This window comes from Rhizobium lusitanum (assembly GCF_014189535.1).
Classification (GTDB): domain Bacteria; phylum Pseudomonadota; class Alphaproteobacteria; order Rhizobiales; family Rhizobiaceae; genus Rhizobium; species Rhizobium lusitanum_C.
On record NZ_CP050308.1, the window covers coordinates 1,897,501 to 1,915,253 of the forward strand.

19 protein-coding genes (1 of these 19 running past the window's edge) are annotated in these 17,753 nt (G+C 60.5%); 4 read left to right on the forward strand and 15 right to left on the reverse strand.

Annotated elements, in window-relative coordinates; translation table 11 throughout:
• A protein-coding gene (locus tag HB780_RS22925) for a M23 family metallopeptidase (protein ID WP_183696966.1) crosses the window boundary here: on the forward strand, positions 1 to 425 show its 3' portion. Its footprint begins 1,525 nt before the window's first position; 425 of the gene's 1,950 nt are visible here — the last part of the coding sequence; its start codon lies beyond the left edge, outside the window; it ends in the stop codon at positions 423 to 425.
• A gap of 39 nt (positions 426 to 464) precedes the next feature.
• Here the strand turns inward: HB780_RS22925 and HB780_RS22930 are convergent, their stop codons facing one another.
• The 8 genes from HB780_RS22930 to HB780_RS22965 all read right to left on the reverse strand — a co-directional run bounded on the left by HB780_RS22930 (position 465) and on the right by HB780_RS22965 (position 11,465).
• Complete coding sequence (locus tag HB780_RS22930) at positions 465 to 974, reverse strand: P-loop nucleotide/nucleoside kinase family protein (RefSeq protein ID WP_183696969.1); 510 nt, start codon at positions 972 to 974, stop codon at positions 465 to 467.
• Positions 975 to 1,121: 147 nt separating this feature from the next.
• Positions 1,122 to 3,722 carry an ATP-dependent chaperone ClpB gene (gene clpB / locus HB780_RS22935; RefSeq protein ID WP_183696972.1) on the reverse strand — a complete coding sequence of 867 codons (2,601 nt, stop codon included), beginning with the start codon at positions 3,720 to 3,722 and terminating at the stop codon, positions 1,122 to 1,124.
• A 248-nt stretch (positions 3,723 to 3,970) separates the two neighbouring features.
• Complete coding sequence (locus HB780_RS22940; RefSeq protein ID WP_183696974.1) at positions 3,971 to 4,702, reverse strand: DUF4167 domain-containing protein; 732 nt, start codon at positions 4,700 to 4,702, stop codon at positions 3,971 to 3,973.
• A gap of 346 nt (positions 4,703 to 5,048) precedes the next feature.
• Positions 5,049 to 5,924, reverse strand: a complete 876-nt coding sequence (gene prmC, locus HB780_RS22945) for a peptide chain release factor N(5)-glutamine methyltransferase (RefSeq protein ID WP_183696977.1) — start codon at positions 5,922 to 5,924, stop codon at positions 5,049 to 5,051.
• Entirely contained in the window at positions 5,921 to 7,000 is a 1,080-nt protein-coding gene (gene prfA / locus HB780_RS22950) for a peptide chain release factor 1 (RefSeq protein ID WP_183696980.1), read from the reverse strand. The genes prmC and prfA overlap by 4 nt, the downstream gene beginning before the upstream one ends.
• Positions 7,001 to 7,031: 31 nt before the next feature.
• Positions 7,032 to 9,299, reverse strand: coding sequence for a phosphoenolpyruvate--protein phosphotransferase (gene ptsP, locus HB780_RS22955; RefSeq protein ID WP_183696983.1), 2,268 nt, complete (start codon positions 9,297 to 9,299; stop codon positions 7,032 to 7,034).
• 102 nt (positions 9,300 to 9,401) lie between these two features.
• Positions 9,402 to 10,676, reverse strand: coding sequence for an aspartate kinase (locus HB780_RS22960; protein ID WP_183696986.1), 1,275 nt, complete (start codon positions 10,674 to 10,676; stop codon positions 9,402 to 9,404).
• A 162-nt stretch (positions 10,677 to 10,838) separates the two neighbouring features.
• On the reverse strand, positions 10,839 to 11,465 hold the full coding sequence (locus HB780_RS22965; RefSeq protein ID WP_286203173.1) for a hypothetical protein: 627 nt from the start codon (positions 11,463 to 11,465) through the stop codon (positions 10,839 to 10,841).
• 235 nt (positions 11,466 to 11,700) lie between these two features.
• Between HB780_RS22965 and ubiG the strand changes: the two genes are divergently transcribed.
• Complete coding sequence (ubiG, locus tag HB780_RS22970) at positions 11,701 to 12,447, forward strand: bifunctional 2-polyprenyl-6-hydroxyphenol methylase/3-demethylubiquinol 3-O-methyltransferase UbiG (protein ID WP_183696989.1); 747 nt, start codon at positions 11,701 to 11,703, stop codon at positions 12,445 to 12,447.
• Between the two features lie 19 nt (positions 12,448 to 12,466).
• Here the strand turns inward: ubiG and HB780_RS22975 are convergent, their stop codons facing one another.
• The 5 genes from HB780_RS22975 to HB780_RS22995 are packed head-to-tail and all read right to left on the reverse strand — an operon-like array spanning position 12,467 to position 15,423.
• Entirely contained in the window at positions 12,467 to 13,051 is a 585-nt protein-coding gene (locus HB780_RS22975; protein WP_183696992.1) for a DUF3291 domain-containing protein, read from the reverse strand.
• Positions 13,051 to 13,479 carry a DUF1178 family protein gene (locus HB780_RS22980; RefSeq protein WP_183696995.1) on the reverse strand — a complete coding sequence of 143 codons (429 nt, stop codon included), beginning with the start codon at positions 13,477 to 13,479 and terminating at the stop codon, positions 13,051 to 13,053. Before HB780_RS22980 ends, HB780_RS22975 begins: the two co-directional genes overlap by 1 nt.
• Positions 13,476 to 14,333 carry a carbon-nitrogen hydrolase family protein gene (locus HB780_RS22985; protein ID WP_183697399.1) on the reverse strand — a complete coding sequence of 286 codons (858 nt, stop codon included), beginning with the start codon at positions 14,331 to 14,333 and terminating at the stop codon, positions 13,476 to 13,478. Before HB780_RS22985 ends, HB780_RS22980 begins: the two co-directional genes overlap by 4 nt.
• 24 nt (positions 14,334 to 14,357) lie before the next feature.
• A complete protein-coding gene (grxC, locus tag HB780_RS22990) occupies positions 14,358 to 14,615 on the reverse strand; it encodes a glutaredoxin 3 (RefSeq protein WP_183696998.1) in 258 nt (85 codons plus the stop codon).
• 31 nt (positions 14,616 to 14,646) lie between these two features.
• Positions 14,647 to 15,423 (reverse strand): ComF family protein, encoded by a 777-nt coding sequence (locus HB780_RS22995; protein WP_183697001.1) that lies wholly within the window; start codon positions 15,421 to 15,423, stop codon positions 14,647 to 14,649.
• A 113-nt stretch (positions 15,424 to 15,536) separates the two neighbouring features.
• On the opposite strand from HB780_RS22995, the gene HB780_RS23000 reads away from it, so the two are divergent.
• Positions 15,537 to 16,421, forward strand: coding sequence for a class I SAM-dependent methyltransferase (locus tag HB780_RS23000; protein WP_183697004.1), 885 nt, complete (start codon positions 15,537 to 15,539; stop codon positions 16,419 to 16,421).
• 42 nt (positions 16,422 to 16,463) lie between these two features.
• Here the strand turns inward: HB780_RS23000 and HB780_RS23005 are convergent, their stop codons facing one another.
• Together HB780_RS23005 and HB780_RS23010 are read right to left on the reverse strand one after the other, a co-directional pair.
• On the reverse strand, positions 16,464 to 16,646 hold the full coding sequence (locus HB780_RS23005) for a Flp family type IVb pilin (protein ID WP_047465828.1): 183 nt from the start codon (positions 16,644 to 16,646) through the stop codon (positions 16,464 to 16,466).
• Positions 16,647 to 16,724: 78 nt separating this feature from the next.
• Positions 16,725 to 17,039, reverse strand: a complete 315-nt coding sequence (locus tag HB780_RS23010; RefSeq protein ID WP_183697007.1) for a hypothetical protein — start codon at positions 17,037 to 17,039, stop codon at positions 16,725 to 16,727.
• 386 nt (positions 17,040 to 17,425) lie between these two features.
• Between HB780_RS23010 and HB780_RS23015 the strand changes: the two genes are divergently transcribed.
• Positions 17,426 to 17,752 (forward strand): hypothetical protein, encoded by a 327-nt coding sequence (locus HB780_RS23015; protein ID WP_183697011.1) that lies wholly within the window; start codon positions 17,426 to 17,428, stop codon positions 17,750 to 17,752.
• Position 17,753: the final 1 nt, after the last annotated feature.

A 17,753-nucleotide genomic window follows, 5' to 3' on the forward strand; every position in this document is an offset into this window, starting at 1 on the left:
GCATGCATACCGGCGTCGACTGGGCAGCCCCCCGCGGCACGCCGATCATCTCGGCCGGCAACGGCATCGTCGAAAAGGCCGGCTGGGATTCCGGCGGCTTCGGCAATCAGACGTTGATCCGTCATGCCAATGGCTATGTCTCCTCCTACAACCATCAGAGCGCCATCGCCAAGGGCGTGGTTCCCGGCGCTAAGGTGGTGCAGGGCCAGGTCATCGGCTTCATCGGCTCCACGGGTCTGGCGACCGGGCCGCACCTGCATTACGAGCTAATCGTCAACGGCACCAAGGTCGATCCGCTGCGCATCCGTCTTCCCGGCGGCAAGACCTTGGGCGGCGATGCGCTCGCCAAATTCCAGGACGAACGCAAGCGTATCGACACGCTCCTGAGCGATGAAAAGTCGAAGCAGGTTGCAAGCAAGGACTAACCCTCGGGCGTTTGAGCGCCGGGATGGCAACCAGAGATTTCAGTCCTGGGTATGCCCCAGCTGGACCATCAGTTCGGCAATAAGGTCATCCACGGATTTATGGGCGGTATCGACGACGATCGGGCGGGTGCTCCAGTCGTCATAGGTCCGGTTGACGATCTCATCCCATGTCGGTTTTACCAACCCTTCGACATCCGTCACGCGCGTTTCAGCACGCCGGCGATGCTCGACCCTGTCCGAGCAGACAACTTCCACTTCGACCGCGCGCGTGCCGGCCCGCTTTGCGACCGACAGCCAGGCGTCGCGCGTGACATGGATGGAATTGACCGAATCCGCGACGACCGTCTGCCCCAGCTTGAGATTGTCCTCGGCGACACCATAGGCAATCATATAGCCGGCCGGGCCTTCATCCAATTTCAGAACATCGGAAGCTCGCAATGCCTGCTCGATCGTATCGACCCGGACATACACAGCCTCCAGCCGCTTCGCCAAGGCTTGCGCGATGGTGGTTTTACCGCTGCCCGGCAGGCCACCGAAGATAACCAGCATGATGTCCCCTCCCCGAGCGATTCTCCAACGCCATGCCAGCTTCGCCGAAGAGCCTTGCGGCGGCAAGGCGATTTCGACACAGGCCTCGGACGAAAAATGGCGGCCCGAGAGCCGCCATTTCATAGAGTCAAATCACGACGGCGTCGCTTACGCCGCTTCGTTGACCGGCTGGCGCGGGCGGAACAGCAACCTGTCGGAGCCGCTGGTGACGAGCACGCGCGACCCATCCGGCAATTGGCCGGAGAGGATCTGCTCGGCGAGCGGATCCTGAACGTACTTCTGGATCACCCGCTTCAGCGGCCTTGCGCCATAGACCGGATCGTAACCCTTGTTGGCGAGCCAATTGCGGGCATCCTCGTCGAGTTCGAGCGCGATCTTGCGCTCCGACAGCAGCTTCAGGAGCCGCTCGAGCTGGATATCGACGATCGCCCCCATCTCTTCGCGCTTCAAGCGATGGAACAGGATGATCTCATCGACGCGGTTCAGGAATTCCGGCCGGAAATGCGCACGCACCACATCCATCACCTGCTCGCGCACCTGGTCGCTGTCCTCGCCTTCTTTAAGCTGGGTCAGGTATTCGGCACCTAGGTTCGAGGTCATGATGATCATGGTATTGCGGAAATCGACCGTGCGGCCCTGTCCGTCGGTCAAGCGCCCGTCGTCCAGAACCTGGAGCAGAACGTTGAAGACATCGGGATGCGCCTTCTCGATCTCGTCGAACAGCACGACCTGATAGGGCCGGCGACGGACGGCCTCTGTCAGCGCACCGCCTTCTTCATAGCCGACATAGCCGGGAGGAGCGCCGATCAGCCGGGCAACGGAGTGTTTCTCCATATATTCCGACATGTCCATGCGCACCATGGCCGTATCATCGTCAAAGAGGAATCGGGCAAGCGCCTTGGTGAGCTCCGTCTTGCCGACGCCGGTCGGGCCGAGGAAGATGAACGAGCCGATCGGCCGGTTCGGATCCTGCAGGCCGGCGCGCGAGCGACGAACGGCGCGCGACACCGCCTGGACGGCATCGCCCTGGCCAACGACCCACTTCGCCAGCTCGTCTTCCATCCGAAGCAGCTTGTCGCGCTCGCCCTCCAGCATCTTGTCCACGGGAATCCCGGTCCAGCGAGAGACGATATGGGCGATGTTGTCAGCGGTGACCACTTCTTGCACCATGGAATCGCGACCGCCATCCTGCTCTTCGGCAGTCTGGAGATCCTTTTCCAGATTGGGGATCACGCCATAGGCAAGCTCGCCGGCGCGCTGGAATTCACCCTTGCGCTGCGCAATGGCCAATTCGTTGCGGGCTTCGTCGAGCTGCTTCTTCAGATCGGCGGCAAGACCCAGCTTCTGCTTCTCGGCCTGCCAGCGCGCGGTCAGCGCATCGGCCTCCTCTTCCAGCGAGGTGAGCTCGGTCTCCAGCCGCTTCAGCCGGTCGGCCGAGGCCTGGTCGGTTTCCTTCTTCAGCGCTTCGCGCTCGATCTTCAGCTGGATGATACGGCGATCGAGTTCGTCGAGCTCTTCCGGCTTCGAATCCACCTGCATGCGCAGGCGTGCCGCGGCCTCATCCATAAGGTCGATGGCCTTGTCCGGCAGGAAGCGGTCGGTAATGTAGCGGTTCGACAGGGTTGCGGCGGCCACCAGGGCGGCATCGGCGATGCGGACCTTGTGATGCTGCTCGTATTTTTCCTTCAGGCCGCGCAGGATCGAGATCGTGTCTTCGACCGTCGGTTCCTCGACCATGACAGGCTGGAAACGACGGGCAAGCGCCGGATCCTTCTCGACATGCTTGCGATATTCATCAAGCGTGGTCGCGCCAACACAATGCAGCTCGCCGCGCGCAAGCGCCGGCTTCAAAAGGTTGGAGGCATCCATGGCGCCATCGGCCTTACCGGCTCCAACCAGCGTGTGCATCTCGTCGATGAACAGGATGATCTCGCCGTTTTCCGACTGCACCTCATTGAGCACGGCCTTCAGCCGTTCCTCGAACTCGCCGCGGAACTTCGCACCGGCAATCAAGGCACCCAAATCGAGCGCCATCAGCTTCTTGTCCTTGAGGCTCTCCGGCACATCGCCATTGACGATGCGCAGCGCCAGACCTTCGACGATCGCAGTCTTGCCGACGCCGGGTTCGCCGATCAGCACGGGATTGTTCTTCGTGCGCCGGGACAGGACCTGGATGGTACGACGGATTTCGTCGTCACGACCGATCACCGGATCGAGCCGGCCCTCGCGGGCCTCGGCGGTGAGATCGCGGGCATATTTCTTCAGGGAATCGAAGCCCTGTTCCGCGTTGGCGGAATCGGCGGTGCGGCCCTTGCGGATATCGTTGATGACCTGGTTGAGCCCAGCTGGCGTAACGCCGGCCTTCTTCAGCGTGGCCGAGGTCGATGCCGAAGACTCGATGGCCAATGCCTGCAACAGGCGTTCGACCGTGACGAAGCTGTCGCCGGCCTTCTTGGCGGCGTCTTCGGCCGTGGTAAAGACCTTGGCGAGCGGCTGCGAGAGATAGACCTGGCCGTCGCCGCCGGACACTTTCGGCAGTTTGGCAAGTGCGGTGTCATTGGCAAGCCGCGCAGCTTTGGCGTCGCCGCCGGCGCGCTCGATCAACGAGGCGGCCATGCCCTGGTCGTCGTCCAGAAGCACCTTCAGCACATGCTCAGGCGTGAATTGCTGGTTTCCTTGCGACAAAGCATTGGTTTGCGCGGACTGTAAAAAGCCGCGCACGCGCTCGGAGTATTTTTCAATATTCATAGTAGACCTCCATGAATCGCCCTGCCCAGACTGGCACAGACCGATGATTGAGATTGAGCCCCCTGAAAAGGCAGACCCCGCCCGCCGCCGATTGAGATTTACGGCAAGGCAACAGGGGAGAATATGGGAGGGGATTTGAGGAGTTTAAAGGGTGCCGGAAACGAAAAAACCCCGGCCTAGACCGGGGTTTTTGCAGATATATGACCGGTCCCGCCTTTACGGCAACGACCTGCACATCCGAATAGTCCTCACTCCGTGCCGGCTTCCACCAGTGCGGGGGCCTCGCTCGGAGTAGCTTCGCCTTCGGCCTGACCTTCGGCATCGGCGCTGCGGCGCGGCTGGCGACGGGGACGATTGCCGGCGTTGCGACGGCGGGGCTGGCGTTCGCCGGAAGCGACGGGCGTTTCTTCCTCGATCGCAACTTCGGCCGGAATGCCTTCGATCACCGGCTGCGGGCCGGTGCCGTCGATAACCTCGGGCGCGGGCGCGGCAACGACAACTGGTGCAGGAGCAGGAGCACGGACACGCACCGGAGGCGGTGCCATCTGCGGCTGATCGTCCATATCGTTGTCGTTCGCATCCATGTCATCCATGTCGCGGTCAGAATTGTCACGATCGGAATTGTCACGATCGTTAGGATTCTGCTGTTCGTCGCGCTGGAAACGTTCCTGCATCTGCGCCTGGGCGCTGGCAATGATCCGATTGTAATGTTCAGCGTGCTGAAGATAGTTTTCCGCCATGACGCGGTCGCCGGAGCTGTGAGAATCGCGAGCAAGTGTCGCGTACTTCTCGGCGATATGCTGTGCGGTTCCGCGGATTTTCACATCGGGACCGGAGCTGTCGTAAGTCCGGGTCAGTGGGTTCGAGCCCTTGCGGTTAAAATTGTTATTGTTGTTGTTATTATTGTTGTTGTTTCCGCCGCCGCTGCCGTTGTTGTTACCACGCCCCCGACCGCGCTTATTTTGCTGTCCTGGCCTCATAGATCCTTCACCTGAATTTTCTTAGTTGGGATGAAATTATACACGGCACCTGCCGCCGTGGCCGGAATCTTCCAAGCCAGAGCCTGCGTGCCGCAAGCAAACCGCGCCTTAAGCGCCTGTCTGCCGCTCGACTACGTCAGATTAACTGATCACGCATTGGGTTATCTTCAACCTTTGACACTCTTATCAGAGAGCGGATCCCCGAGGCTATCCAAGACAGGCGAATCGTTTCGCCTATTCCCAGCAGCCCAACGCGTGAGGGGAACCTATATCGCTTCCTCGGGAAATCCAAGCCTTTTCTTTGCGATAACAACAAGGTCTCATGAGCCTGCTGCAAATTGTCGCGTTAGTGGTGATATTGAAACAAGAGCACCCGATCGTTGTGCCCATAGTCCCGGGCCGCTTCGATAAGGAAAAATCCTGCTCCTTCAAAAACCGAAGTCACCGTCTTGCGCTGATCATAACCGATCTCCACGCCGACAATACCATCTCGGTGCAGAAACCGCGCCGCATCCTCTGCAATTGCTCTGTAGGCATCCAGCCCGTCAAGGCCACCGTCGAGAGCTGCCGGAGGATCGAAATTCTTTACTTCAGGAGCGAGAGTGGAAATGACACTGGACTCAATATAGGGCGGATTTGAGACAATCACGTGAAATCGACCGTGGATGGCTTCAAACCAGCTTCCCTGCACCGTCTCAAACCGTGCCGCCAAGCCATTGCGCACCGCATTCGCCCGCGCCGTCTCCAAAGCTTCACCGGAAATATCGGAGCCGATGCCCATTGCCTGCGGACATTCATGCAGCAGTGCGAGACAGATGGCCCCCGTGCCCGTGCCCATGTCCAATAGGTCGATAGTCCCATATTCCGCTGCAAGACGTCGCGCGTGCGGCAGCACGGTATCGACCAGGATTTCCGTATCGGGGCGCGGCTCCAGTGTTGCAGCTGACAGCGTCATGGGCAGGCCATAGAACTCTCGCTCGCCTAGGATACGATGCACCGGTTCGTGATTGAGCCGGCGCGCGATCGCCGCGCACACTGCCTCCGCGCGATCCGGCGCCACGACCTCGGCACCGCGCGTGACCAGTTCAGTCGATGACAAATGAAGAAGACCGACGACGAGGATTCGGGCCTCCGTTGCGGGATCATCGAGATCGGCCTCGATGAAACGGGCGCGCACCTCCTGGAACAGTCCAGCGACGGTTGCTCCCGGCCCGCCGCTCATCGCTGTTCGCCGAGTTGGGCGAGTTGGCTCGCCTGATGGTCGGCGCGAAGCGCATCGACCACTTCATCGATCTCGCCTTCCATCATCCGGTCGAGCTTATAGAGCGTCAGGTTGATGCGATGGTCGGTGATGCGTCCCTGTGGAAAATTATAGGTGCGGATGCGTTCGGAGCGGTCGCCGGAACCAACCTGGCTCTTGCGGTCGGCAGACCGTTCATTATCGGCGCGCTGGCGCTCCATGTCGAAGAGGCGTGAACGCAGCACCTGCATTGCCTTGGCGCGGTTCTGGTGCTGCGACTTTTCCGAACTCGTCACCACGATCCCCGAGGGAAGATGGGTGATGCGCACCGCAGAGTCTGTCGTATTGACGTGCTGGCCGCCAGCGCCGGAAGAGCGCATGGTATCGATACGGATGTCCTCGGCACGAACTTCGATATCGATTTCCTCGGCTTCCGGCAGCACCGCGACGGTTGCCGCCGACGTGTGGATGCGCCCGCCCGCCTCGGTTGCCGGCACGCGCTGCACGCGATGCACGCCGGATTCGAATTTCAGCCGCGAGAACACGCCCTTGCCGGTGATCGTCGCGATGACTTCCTTGTAGCCGCCGGCTTCGCCGTCACTGGCCGAAAGGATTTCGACTTTCCAACCATTGTTCGCGGCGAAGCGCTCATACATGCGGAAGAGATCGCCGCCGAACAGGGCGGCTTCCGAGCCGCCGGTTCCGGCGCGGATTTCGAGGATCGCGCTCTTTTCGTCGGCCGCGTCCTTCGGCAGCAGCAAGATCTGGATATCCTGCTCCAGCGCCTCGATCCGCTCCTTGACCTCGGGCAGCTCCATATCGGCGAGATCGCGCATCTCGCGGTCGACCGACTTGTCGGCGAGCATGGCTTCCAGATCCGAAGCCTCGGCAATCGCCTTCTCATAGTCGCGGATCTTGGCGACGACCGGCTGCAATTCGGAATATTCGGAAGCAAGCTTCACATAGACATCCGCCGCCGGACCGGCGGACATACGCGCTTCGATCTCGCCGAAACGGCGTTCCAATTCGCGCATTTTTTCAATGGGAAGGTTTGCCACCCCACACTCCAATTCTTCTTATTTGTTCTGTCTACAACGGAATATTGTGGCTCTCGGCGAAGCCGGCAAGGATCTCTCGCATCGAGGCCGTCGGGCGCTTGTCGTCCAGCGCCTCCTCCATCACCTTCGACAACGCCTGGAGATCGAGACCCAGCAGCATCGCCTTGACCGGGCCGATGGAAGCGGGCGACATCGATACCGAGCGGAAGCCGAGGCCCAGCAGCGCCATCGCCGAAATCGTCTTGCCGGCAAGTTCGCCGCAGAGCGTCACCGGCGTCTTGTTGCGTTCGCCGGCACGCACGATGTCGCGCAGGATGCGCAGGAACGGACGCCCGAGCGGATCGAAACGGTCCGACACGCGTGCATTGCCACGATCGACCGCCATCGAGAACTGGAAGAGATCGTTGGAGCCGACCGAGACGAAATCGACCGCCGCCATCAGCTCGTCGAGCTGCCAGAGCAGCGCCGGCACTTCCAGCATGGCGCCGAATTGCAGCTTGCGCGGCAGGGCATGACCGAAGCGCGACAGGTGCTGCACTTCCTTCTGTAAAAGCTCGCGCACTGCCTCGATCTCGGAGACCTCCGTGACCATCGGCACCATCATCTTCAATTCGCCGTCGGCCGCCGCCTTCAGCATGGCGCGCAACTGTGTGCGGAGCAAGCCGGGCCGGTCGAGCGACAGGCGAATGGCGCGCCAGCCGAGCGCCGGGTTCTCTTCCTCATGGGCGCGGAAATAAGGCACGACCTTATCGCCGCCGATATCGAGCGTCCTGAAAGTGACGACACGCCCGCCCGCCTGCTTCAGCACGCTGCGATAGAAGGCTTCCTGCTCCTCCGCCTTCGGCATGGTCGAGGCGATCATGAATTGCAGCTCGGTACGGAACAGGCCGATGCCTTCCGCGCCCGATTCGGCAAGCTGCGGCAGATCGACCAGCAGACCTGCATTCATCATCAGCGAAATACGCTGCCCGTCCCTGGTGACCGGCTCGACCGAACGCAGGGCGCGGAACTGCTCCTGTCGGCGGGCACGGAAACGCACCTTTTCTTCATAGGAACGCAGGTGATCGGCCATCGGCCGCAGGTGCACATGACCACCATCGCCATCGATGATGACGGAATCGCCGTTTTCGGCGAGAGCCACGACGCCGGCCGCCTGGCCGACGACCGCAATGCCCATGGCACGCGCAACGATGACGACGTGACTGGTGACGGCGCCCTCTTCGAGCACCAGACCGCGAATATTGGCGCGCGGATAATCGAGCAGCTCAGCGGCACCCATGGCGCGCGCAAAAATCACGGCATCTGTCGGGAAGCCGTCGGCCGCCGTGCGCCCGGAATAGCCGGTAAGCTGCCGGAGCAGCCGGTTGGCCAGATCCTCGAAATCATGCATGCGCTCGCGCAGATAGGGATCGGTCAGGCGCATCATCCGCGCCTTGGTGTCGCTCTGCACCTTCTCGACCGCAGCTTCCGCGGTCAGGCCGTTGCGGATCGCCTCTTCGAGCTTGCGCACCCAGCCCTGGTCGTGGGCGAACATGCGGTAGGTTTCCAGAACCTCGCGGTGCTCACCCTCCATGGAAACGTCGCGCCGCGAGAGCATGTCGTCGATGGAGATGCGCAGCGAGCCGAGCGCCTCGGCCAGCCGGCCGATTTCCTTGTCGGTATCCTCGTTCAGCAGATTGGTAACAACGATGCGCGGCTCGTGCAGCACGACGTAGCCAAGGCCGATGCCTTCATTGTAGCTGTCGCCGTCGATGGTGACCGAACGGGTAAGATCGAGCTCGAGGCCCGGCTTGGTGATCTTCTTCAGCTCGCCGGTGGCGATCATCTCGGCCAGCACCATCGCGGTCGTCTCGAGCGCTTCCAGCTCTTCTTCGCGATAGTTGCGGCTTGCCTTGTTCTGCACGACAAGAACGCCGAGAGAACGGCCGGTGCGCAGGATCGGCACGCCGAGGAAGGAGTGGTAGACCTCTTCGCCGGTTTCCGGGAGATAGCGGAAGGCGGGATGCGATTGCGCGTCGGAGAGATTGAGCGGCTGGGCGGAAGCCGCGATGGTGCCGACCAGGCCCTGGCCCATCTTCAATTGCGAAAGATGGACGGCTTCCTTGTTCAGACCCTCGGTGGCGTAGAGTTCGAGCACCCCGTCGGCGCGCAGCACGTAGACCGAGCAGACCTCGGCGACCATGTTGCTGGCGATCTGGCGGACGATCCGGTCAAGACGCTCCTGCGGCTCCAGCGGCTCCGCCATCAATTCGCGCAGCCGCTTGAGCAGAACGCGTGGACCGCCGGATAGGTCTCTCATTGCGTCTCTAGCTCCCGAAATCAAGATATTGCCGTCAGTCTTGCCCACGTCAGGGCCGGCCGAAACTCACCTCCGTCACGGTCCGTTGTCAGCAGTCCTTTATCAACTCTTATCCAGACCGTAGCAGGAATGCAAAGTCCTGACTGCGAGTTCTGCATAAGGACCGTCGATGAGAATGGAAATCTTGATTTCCGACGTCGTAATAGCCTTGATGTTGATGCCTTTTTCGGCAAGTGCCTGGAAAGCGGTCGCAGCGACGCCAGCGTGCGAACGCATGCCGATACCGATGACCGAGACCTTGACGAGACCTGATTCGTTTTGAACGACGTCGTAGCCGATCTTGTCCTTGTTATCGCCGAGAACACGCAGCGCCTTTTCGACATCGCCCGAAGGAACCGTGAAGGTCATGTCGGTCTTGGAACCGTCCTCGGAAATGTTCTGGACGATCATGTCGACGTTGATGTGGCTTTCGGCCAAAGGCCCGAAGATCGCGGCGGAGACGCCCGGCCGGTCGGCAAGACGGCGCAGCGAGATCTGGGCTTCATCCTTGGCATAGGCAATACCGGTGACTACTTCCTGTTCCACGATTTCTTCCTCGTCACAAATCAGCGTTCCGGGCGGGTTCAACAGATCGCCCATGCCCGGAGCATCGGGATCTTCAAATGAGGAGCGCACGAAGGTGCGGACCTTAAAGACCATGGCCAGCTCGACCGACCGCACCTGCAGCACCTTGGCGCCGAGCGAGGCCATTTCAAGCATTTCTTCGAAGGCGATCTTCTTCAGACGCCGCGCCTTCGGCTCTATGCGCGGATCGGTCGTGTAGACGCCGTCAACATCGGTATAGATATCGCAACGATCGGCCTTCACCGCAGCGGCGATCGCCACGGCAGAGGTATCGGATCCGCCACGGCCAAGCGTCGAGAGACGATTGTCCGGACCAAGACCCTGGAAGCCGGCGACGACAGCCACCTGGCCTTCTCCCATGCGTCGGATGATTTCCGTGCCTTCAATCTCGAGAATGCGCGCAGCACCATGGGCGTTGTCGGTCCGGATCGGGATCTGCCACCCCTGCCAGGAGCGGGCATTGATGCCCATCGCCTGCAACGCAATCGCCAGGAGCCCGGAGGTCACCTGTTCGCCGGAAGCGACGATGGCGTCATATTCGCGCGCATCATAGATCGAATGATCGGCGCCCGCGACCTTCGGCATGTTCTGCACCCAGCCGACCAGCTCATTGGTCTTGCCAGACATGGCGGAAACGACGACCGCGACCTCATGGCCCGCGTCGACTTCACGTTTCACATGGCGTGCGACATTCTTGATACGGTCCAGATCCGCGACGGACGTTCCGCCGAATTTCATCACGATGCGTGCCATGTGCCTCTACCAGTACCAGCGCCGGGCGGCCGAAACGCGATGAGCCCGGCATGCTAAATAGCCTTCCGCTGCATGAGCCGGAAAAGCCTAATCTCAATGGGGGCGTCTCTTAGCGAGTTTGGCAGGCCGGTGCAATAGCATGGCGCGGTGTAATAGTTCTCTTTAATACTCCACTTTGATACTCGACCAGAGCCTCTCGAGGATCGCGCCTTCCTTGGGGAGGTTTTCCCTGTTGGCGAAGGTTGCCACAAGAACGCCGCCGTCCGGGCGACCCGTCGCAACGATTTCATAATCCATGACGTCGTTGGCGTTCGCAGTCTCCGCCTTGACGCCCTTCAGCACGTTACCGGCGGCCAGGGTCCGCTGAGTAGCTTCCTTCGTCATCTTGGCGCCGCCGTCGATGCTTTCCTGCACCATCTGCTGCAGGACGAAATCGGTGATGCTGGAGGGATTGAAGCCTTTATATTCTTGGACGATGATACCGGTGCCGATCGGCGTCAACAGGGCATATTGCGTGATGCCATCGCCAAGATCGCTTTTCGCGACCGTGAACTGGCCATCATGGTCGAAGGAAAACTTGGGGCCGGCAAAAGTGACCGTGTCGCTGCGCTGGAGGTCTACCGAAAGCTTGCGCCCGTCCTTGGTGGTGACATCAAGCGTATCGCCCGGATTGATACCCACCTCCACGCCATCGATCGTCAGGCGAAACCCCTTGCCGTCGCCTGCAAATGCAGTCCCGGTCGCAAGACAGGAGGCGACGATTGTCGCCGCGTAAAAGAATGATCGCATGAAGCCCCCTCTCCGAATACCAGTGCGACACAATAGCCTTGGATCCAAAAGGCCATTTGACAATAGGGAGAGTTGATCGGCCACGAAACTCCTTGCTGTCAAGCTTTCGCGGATGCCCTTCCCAAACATCGAACACAATCCTGCCTGCCGGTCGAACCGCCTCGGCCCTTGACATCGGCTTGCGATCGTCCGACTTCACATCTACGAAGTGCCACCCAGACCAAGGAGCGGAACCATGAGCGAAACGGCGAAAAGCACGATCGACCAGAGCGAAGTGGATCGCTTTTCCGCCATGGCGGCGGAATGGTGGAGCCCGACCGGCAAGTTCAAGCCGCTGCACAAGTTCAACCCGGTGCGGCTTGCCTATATCCGCGACCATGCCTGCGAGAATTTCGGCCGAGATCCGAAGAGCGCCCGGCCGCTGGAAGGTCTGCGCGTGCTCGATATCGGCTGCGGCGGCGGATTGCTGTCGGAGCCGGTGGCGCGCATGGGCGCCTCGGTCGTCGGCGCCGACCCCTCCGAAAAGAACATCGGCATCGCCTCGACTCATGCGAAAGCCTCCGGCGTTCCCGTCGATTATCGCGCCGTGACCGCCGAGCAGCTGGCCGAGGCCGGCGAGACCTTCGATATCGTGCTCAACATGGAAGTGGTCGAGCATGTCGCCGATGTCGAGTTCTTCATCACGACCTGCGCCAAGATGGTCCGTCCCGGCGGCCTGATGTACGTCGCCACCATCAACCGCACCATGAAGGCGGCGGCACTCGCTATCTTTGCCGCCGAAAACGTCCTGCGCTGGCTGCCGCGCGGCACGCATCAATATGAAAAGCTCGTCCGCCCGGAAGAAATCGAAAAGCCGCTCGCAGCCGACGGCCTCGACATCATCGCCCGCACCGGCGTCTTCTATTCGCCGCTGCAGGACCGGTGGAACCTGTCGAAGGACATGGATGTGAACTACATGCTACTGGCGAAGCGGGCCGGCTGAAAACCGCCCTGCTGCCGGATCAGGCTTTCAGCGTCAGGACATGCGCCAATAGATCGCTTTGGCCTGCGGCATTCGATGCCGCGATCTCTTTCACGCGCATGCGATTGATCATCGTCGGATTACCGTCGGCAAGATAGGACTGCTTGAAGGTGAAAGCCGAAGCACTCGGCCCTTCATCGTGAAGCCGTTCCAGCCGCTGGACACCATCTTTCCATTCAGGGATGACGTCAGCGTCAATCCACCACAGGACCAGTGCCGGCCAGCTTTGCTTCACGTTCCAGTGCCGCGCATGTTTCAGGGCATCGGCATGGACGCCGCTATAGGAAAAAGCCATCAGGGATTCGATATCGGTCCAGAGCGAAAGCGAGGATGGTGCCGTCGCAAAGCCACTTCCATCAATAAAGCGTGGGAAGACCTGCTTGCCCCAGCATGCCGGGCCTGGCATTCCGTCATAGCCGGAGCGTCCGATGAAACCATGGGCACGAGCGGCGGCCTCGAAATTAGCCTCTTCCCGCAGACGAAACCCTTCGACCGCAGGGCTCTCGTAGGCCGCAACATGCAGCCCAAAATTATACATTGCGAGATGTTTGCCGCCATGCGGCATCAGTTGATATCATCCGGCAGAACCGGAATGGCGGCGATCTCGATGCCTTCCTCGACCAGCGCCTGTGCTTCGTCCGGTGTCGCCTTGCCGATGATCCCGCGGGCGTCAGCCTCGCCATAATGGATCTTGCGGGCCTCTTCCGGGAATTTCGCGCCGACATCCTCGGCATTCGCCTTGATGGTGTCGACCGCCTCCTTGAGCTTGATCATCGCCTCCTTGCGGGCAGCGTCCATGGCAAGCGTCTGCAATTCGTCCTTCTTGCGCGCGGTGGAAACCGACGGCGCCATCAGGAGTTTGGAGATCGCACCCGAATTGCAGACGGGGCAGGTCAGGAAACCGCTTGCGACCTGACGGTCGAAATCGGCGCTTTCCGAAAACCAGCCCTCGAACTCATGGGCGTTGTCACAGCTGAGCGAATAACGGATCAAGCAGCGACGCCTCCAGCCGCCGGCGTCGCGATCTTCTCCAGCGAGAATTCACGCGCATTCTTGAGATTGGGGATCTTGTCATGGGCGGATTTGACCGCCGCGACATCGATCTCGGCGACGAGGACCGCCTCGCCGGTGCCGCCTGCCGACGCCAGTACCTTGCCCCAGGGGTCGATGATCATCGAATGACCGAAAGTCTCGCGGCCATCCTCGTGAACGCCGGCCTGGGCGGCGGCGATGACGAACATGCCGTTTTCGATCGCCCGCGCCCGGAGCAGAATTTCCCAATGCGCCTCGCCGGTCTGCCGGGTAAAGGCGGCCGGCACCGTCATCACCTCGGCACCGGCAACGGCCTGGGCACGGAAGAGCTGCGGAAAGCGCACGTCATAGCAGATGGAGAACCCAAGCTCAGCGAAAGGCAGCGACACGATGCGCGCCTCCGAGCCGGGCCGATAGACCGCGCTCTCGCGCCAGCTCTCACCATTATCGAGATCGACGTCGAACATGTGGATCTTGTCGTAGCGGCTGATGAGCTTGCCATCCGGCCCGAAGAGAAAGCCGCGATTGGCAATCTTGCCATCGTCGAGCGGGATCGCCGTCGAGCCGACATGCACATGGATACCGAGTTCCTTGGCGAGGTCCGACGCCGTCTTGACGATGATGTCATTGGCCTCGTCGCGCAGTATCGCGCGCAGGCCCGGCCGGTCCTTCTGCACCGCGCCGGTCATTTCCGGCGTCTGCACATAAACGGCACCCTGCGCGGCGGCCTCGCGGACCAGCCGCGCCATGTCGGCGGCGTTCTTCACCGGATCGACACCGGAACACATCTGAATGGCAGCGGCTTTAAAGGTCATCATTGTCTCCGAGTGTGGTCCAGCTCAGGCGGCGAGCAGCGGATCGAGCTTGCCGGCCCGATCGAGCGCATGAATATCATCGCATCCGCCGACATGCTCGCCATTGATGAAGATCTGCGGGAAGGTCGAGTGGCCCTTGGCCTTCTCGATCATCTCCTGGCGCAACTCGGGCGAATAGGTGGCGTTGTGTTCGACATAGCCGACGCCCTTGGACTCGAGCAGGGATTTTGCCCGGGCGCAATAGCCGCAGAACTCACGCGTATAGATGACAACGGATGCCATGATCCACTCCGGGAAAATTACAGGTTACCTGTCATATAAGCTCGCCTACAGCCCTTGCAAAGGTCAAAACCGTCACATCCGAGGCGCCAGCTTTTTTCAGCACCCGTGTTGCAGCGGCCACCGTCGCACCGGTCGTATAGACATCGTCGATCAGCACGACGCGACGGTCGAGAATATCGACCGTACGGGCCTCCGGAATGGCGAAGGCACCACGTACATTATCCAGCCGCGCCTTCGCGCCGAGACCGACCTGCTGGCTCGTCCGTTTCGTGCGCAATAGCGTTGCCGCCAGCAGCGGTTTGCCGGAGAGCCGGGCAAGATGCCGGGCCAGTTCCGCTGCCTGATTGTATTTGCGCGAGAACAGCCGCGCCCGATGCAGTGGCACGGGAATGATCGCATCACAGGCGGCCACCATGCCGTCGCTGGCGCGCAGCATCCAGCCCGCCATCATCGGCGCCAGATCGGTGCGGTCGCGATATTTAAGTCCGAGCACGAGATCGCGGACGACGCCGTCGTGAATGGCAGCGGAGCGCAGCCGGTCGAAGACGGGCGGATCGGCGATCGCTTCAGCGCTTAGGATCCCCGAGCCGAGATCGTGGGTAAACGGGCTGCCCAGCACTTCGCAATAGGGTCGCTCGATGAAGCGGACGCCGGACCAGCAGGTCGGGCAAAGGCTGCGATGCGCGCCCGTCGAGGCGCCGCAGCCGGGACAGGCGGGCGGATAGACGAGATCGGCAAGCATCTGCCACGGCTTCACCAAGCCGGCCCGCAATCTCGACAGCGTGATTTCGTCCCCGATGATGCCCATACGCCCCACAATGCCTATATGATTGAGACTAGCTTTTTCCCGCAGGCTTTGCGAAGGGAAAACATGCGTGGCCGCAAGGCCGCGCCGATGAGATCAGATTGCAGGAAACCGCCATGGACATCGTGTTCGACCAATCGCTGCTCGCCGCCCGCAGGCACCGGGCGCTGAAACAGGGAGACACGAAAGCCGCTTTCCTCCTGGACATCGCCGCGCGCGAATTGGCAGAGCGGCTCTCCGTCATCGAGCGGCATTTCGACGAGGCGATCGAGCTGCATGGCGCGACCGGTATTGCGGCGCGCGAGGCGCTTGCGACCGGCAAGATCGGCCATATCAGGCGCATCGAAGGCGAGGCCGGCTTTGCCGCTCCCGGCGAGGAGCTGATCAAGGCGCCGCTGGAGGAATTGCCGCTGGCAGCCGAATCCGTCAATCTCGTGCTGTCGCCGCTCAGCCTGCATGTCACCAACGACACGCCCGGCGTCTTCATCCAGGTGCGCCGCGCGCTGAAGGCTGATGGCCTGTTTCTGGCCGCAATCCCTGGCCTGGGCACGCTGCAGGAACTACGCGACGTGCTGCTTGCTACCGAGATCGAGCTTACCGGCGGCGCCAGCCCGCGTGTCATCCCCTTTGCGGAAGTTCGCGATGTTGGCGGACTGCTGCAACGCGCCGGCTTCACCCTGCCGGTGATCGATGCCGAGAGCTATACGGTGCGCTACGACAATCTCTTTGCGCTGATGCGCGACCTGCGCGCCATGGGCATGACCAACCCGCTCGCCGACCGTAGCCGCAAGCCGCTGACGCGCGCCTTCTTCCTGCGCGCGGCCGAGCTCTACGCAGAACGCTATTCCGATCCCGACGGAAGAATAAGAGCGACCTTCACGATCATCTACGCCTCTGGCTGGACGCCGCATGAAAGCCAGCAGAAGCCGTTACAGCCGGGCTCGGCCAAGGCTCGGCTCGCCGATGCCCTGAAGGTCGAGGAACACAAGCTCAAGCAATAGATGGATCGGCGGAGCTGGATCTGGCCGCCCGGACACGCGACGTCAGTTCGTCGGCGTTGCCGGACCGCTAAGCGTGGTGGAGACGGTGTTGAATATGTTTGTCAGGCTGCCGGCAAAAGCGCCGTAGCCGCTGATGATCGCCACTGACATAAGGGCGGCGATCAAGCCATATTCGATGACCGTAGCACCGGTCTTGTCATTAAAAAAACGCCGAACGGAACGCATACGCTTCAAGCTCCTAGCTTTTGAAAACGAGCGAATCCGGCGCGTTCATGCACCCGATAGGCTTAACCTCTATAGCAATCAGCAGCCGCCATCGGCACCATAGCCTTGGACGATGCAGACTGAACCGGGTTCCTGTTGCAGGACGCTGCGGCGGATAGTGTAACGCTTGCCGTCTTCCGTTCGCTGAATGGAGCCGGTCGTCATGGTGTCGAGCTCAGGCGCGCTGGCAAGCACGTTCGACTTGGATTTGTCGGACAGCATTGGCGTCAGGATAAGCGAAAGCGCGACCGCCGCCGTTCCAAACAGCAAAGCGATATTCAACGCGCCCGTCTTGCGCGACGTGGAATAGGACTGTTCTTTTTCCTGAACAGCTTTCCAGAAATCGTCGTCCATGATGTCAAGCCTTCTTTAACGCAAACAACAACTGCTTGATCGCGACCATTGAATGCCAGAAGGTCATAAACGATCCCTTAATATCCACAGGTGAATTAATGAGATGTAAAATTTCACGATAACACCGATTCTGGCTAAAAGACTGATATTAATACCTAATTTTTGTTAACCATGCTTGTCGTGTGTCATTGCGAGGCGCGTTAAAGGTGCGCGCGGCAGGTCCAAAAGAGAGCCGGCGCAGCATCAGACGTCAACTCTCCTCAGAAGCAACACGCATAAGAGTAAACAAAATCAAAATACACCGATAAATTGACGTTGATTTTTGCTCGTCATGATGCAACGTATAACGAGAATATTGTTATCATAAGTTGTAGAGGAGCTAACATATGGTGGGGTTATTTAAAGTTGTCGGCGGCCTCGTTATAGCCCTTGCGATCGTGATGGCCGTCTGGATGCTCGCTATTGGAGGCATCGGTGGCTTTGCCGCAGGGCTGGTCGCGGCCCTATTATACGCATTTTGCGGTGCTGTGATTTTTGCCTTTGGAGTGATGCTCGAACATCTGAAGGCAATCCACCGGAATTCAATCAGACAGTCGGAAATGCTGACGGAGTTGCTCCGGGGAGGCCCAAATGCACATCTGTCTGGCAGAGATCCGGCAGCAAACAATCTCGATCAGCTCTCGAAATCAAACTTCCGCTTCAAGGAAATCTGAA

Excerpts from the sequence above, each read along its gene's own strand:
- HB780_RS22930 (WP_183696969.1), bottom strand. The coding sequence starts at position 974 with ATGCTGGTTATCTTCGGTGGCCTGCCGGGCAGCGGTAAAACCACCATC.
- clpB (WP_183696972.1), bottom strand. The coding sequence starts at position 3,722 with ATGAATATTGAAAAATACTCCGAGCGCGTGCGCGGCTTTTTACAGTCC.
- HB780_RS22940 (WP_183696974.1), bottom strand. The coding sequence starts at position 4,702 with ATGAGGCCAGGACAGCAAAATAAGCGCGGTCGGGGGCGTGGTAACAAC.
- prmC (WP_183696977.1), bottom strand. The coding sequence starts at position 5,924 with ATGAGCGGCGGGCCGGGAGCAACCGTCGCTGGACTGTTCCAGGAGGTG.
- ptsP (WP_183696983.1), bottom strand. The coding sequence starts at position 9,299 with ATGAGAGACCTATCCGGCGGTCCACGCGTTCTGCTCAAGCGGCTGCGC.
- HB780_RS22960 (WP_183696986.1), bottom strand. The coding sequence starts at position 10,676 with ATGGCACGCATCGTGATGAAATTCGGCGGAACGTCCGTCGCGGATCTG.
- HB780_RS22965 (WP_286203173.1), bottom strand. The coding sequence starts at position 11,465 with ATGCGATCATTCTTTTACGCGGCGACAATCGTCGCCTCCTGTCTTGCG.
- ubiG (WP_183696989.1), top strand. The coding sequence starts at position 11,701 with ATGAGCGAAACGGCGAAAAGCACGATCGACCAGAGCGAAGTGGATCGC.
- HB780_RS22975 (WP_183696992.1), bottom strand. The coding sequence starts at position 13,051 with ATGCCGCATGGCGGCAAACATCTCGCAATGTATAATTTTGGGCTGCAT.
- HB780_RS22985 (WP_183697399.1), bottom strand. The coding sequence starts at position 14,333 with ATGACCTTTAAAGCCGCTGCCATTCAGATGTGTTCCGGTGTCGATCCG.
- grxC (WP_183696998.1), bottom strand. The coding sequence starts at position 14,615 with ATGGCATCCGTTGTCATCTATACGCGTGAGTTCTGCGGCTATTGCGCC.
- HB780_RS22995 (WP_183697001.1), bottom strand. The coding sequence starts at position 15,423 with ATGGGCATCATCGGGGACGAAATCACGCTGTCGAGATTGCGGGCCGGC.
- HB780_RS23000 (WP_183697004.1), top strand. The coding sequence starts at position 15,537 with ATGGACATCGTGTTCGACCAATCGCTGCTCGCCGCCCGCAGGCACCGG.
- HB780_RS23005 (WP_047465828.1), bottom strand. The coding sequence starts at position 16,646 with ATGCGTTCCGTTCGGCGTTTTTTTAATGACAAGACCGGTGCTACGGTC.
- HB780_RS23010 (WP_183697007.1), bottom strand. The coding sequence starts at position 17,039 with ATGGACGACGATTTCTGGAAAGCTGTTCAGGAAAAAGAACAGTCCTAT.
- HB780_RS23015 (WP_183697011.1), top strand. The coding sequence starts at position 17,426 with ATGGTGGGGTTATTTAAAGTTGTCGGCGGCCTCGTTATAGCCCTTGCG.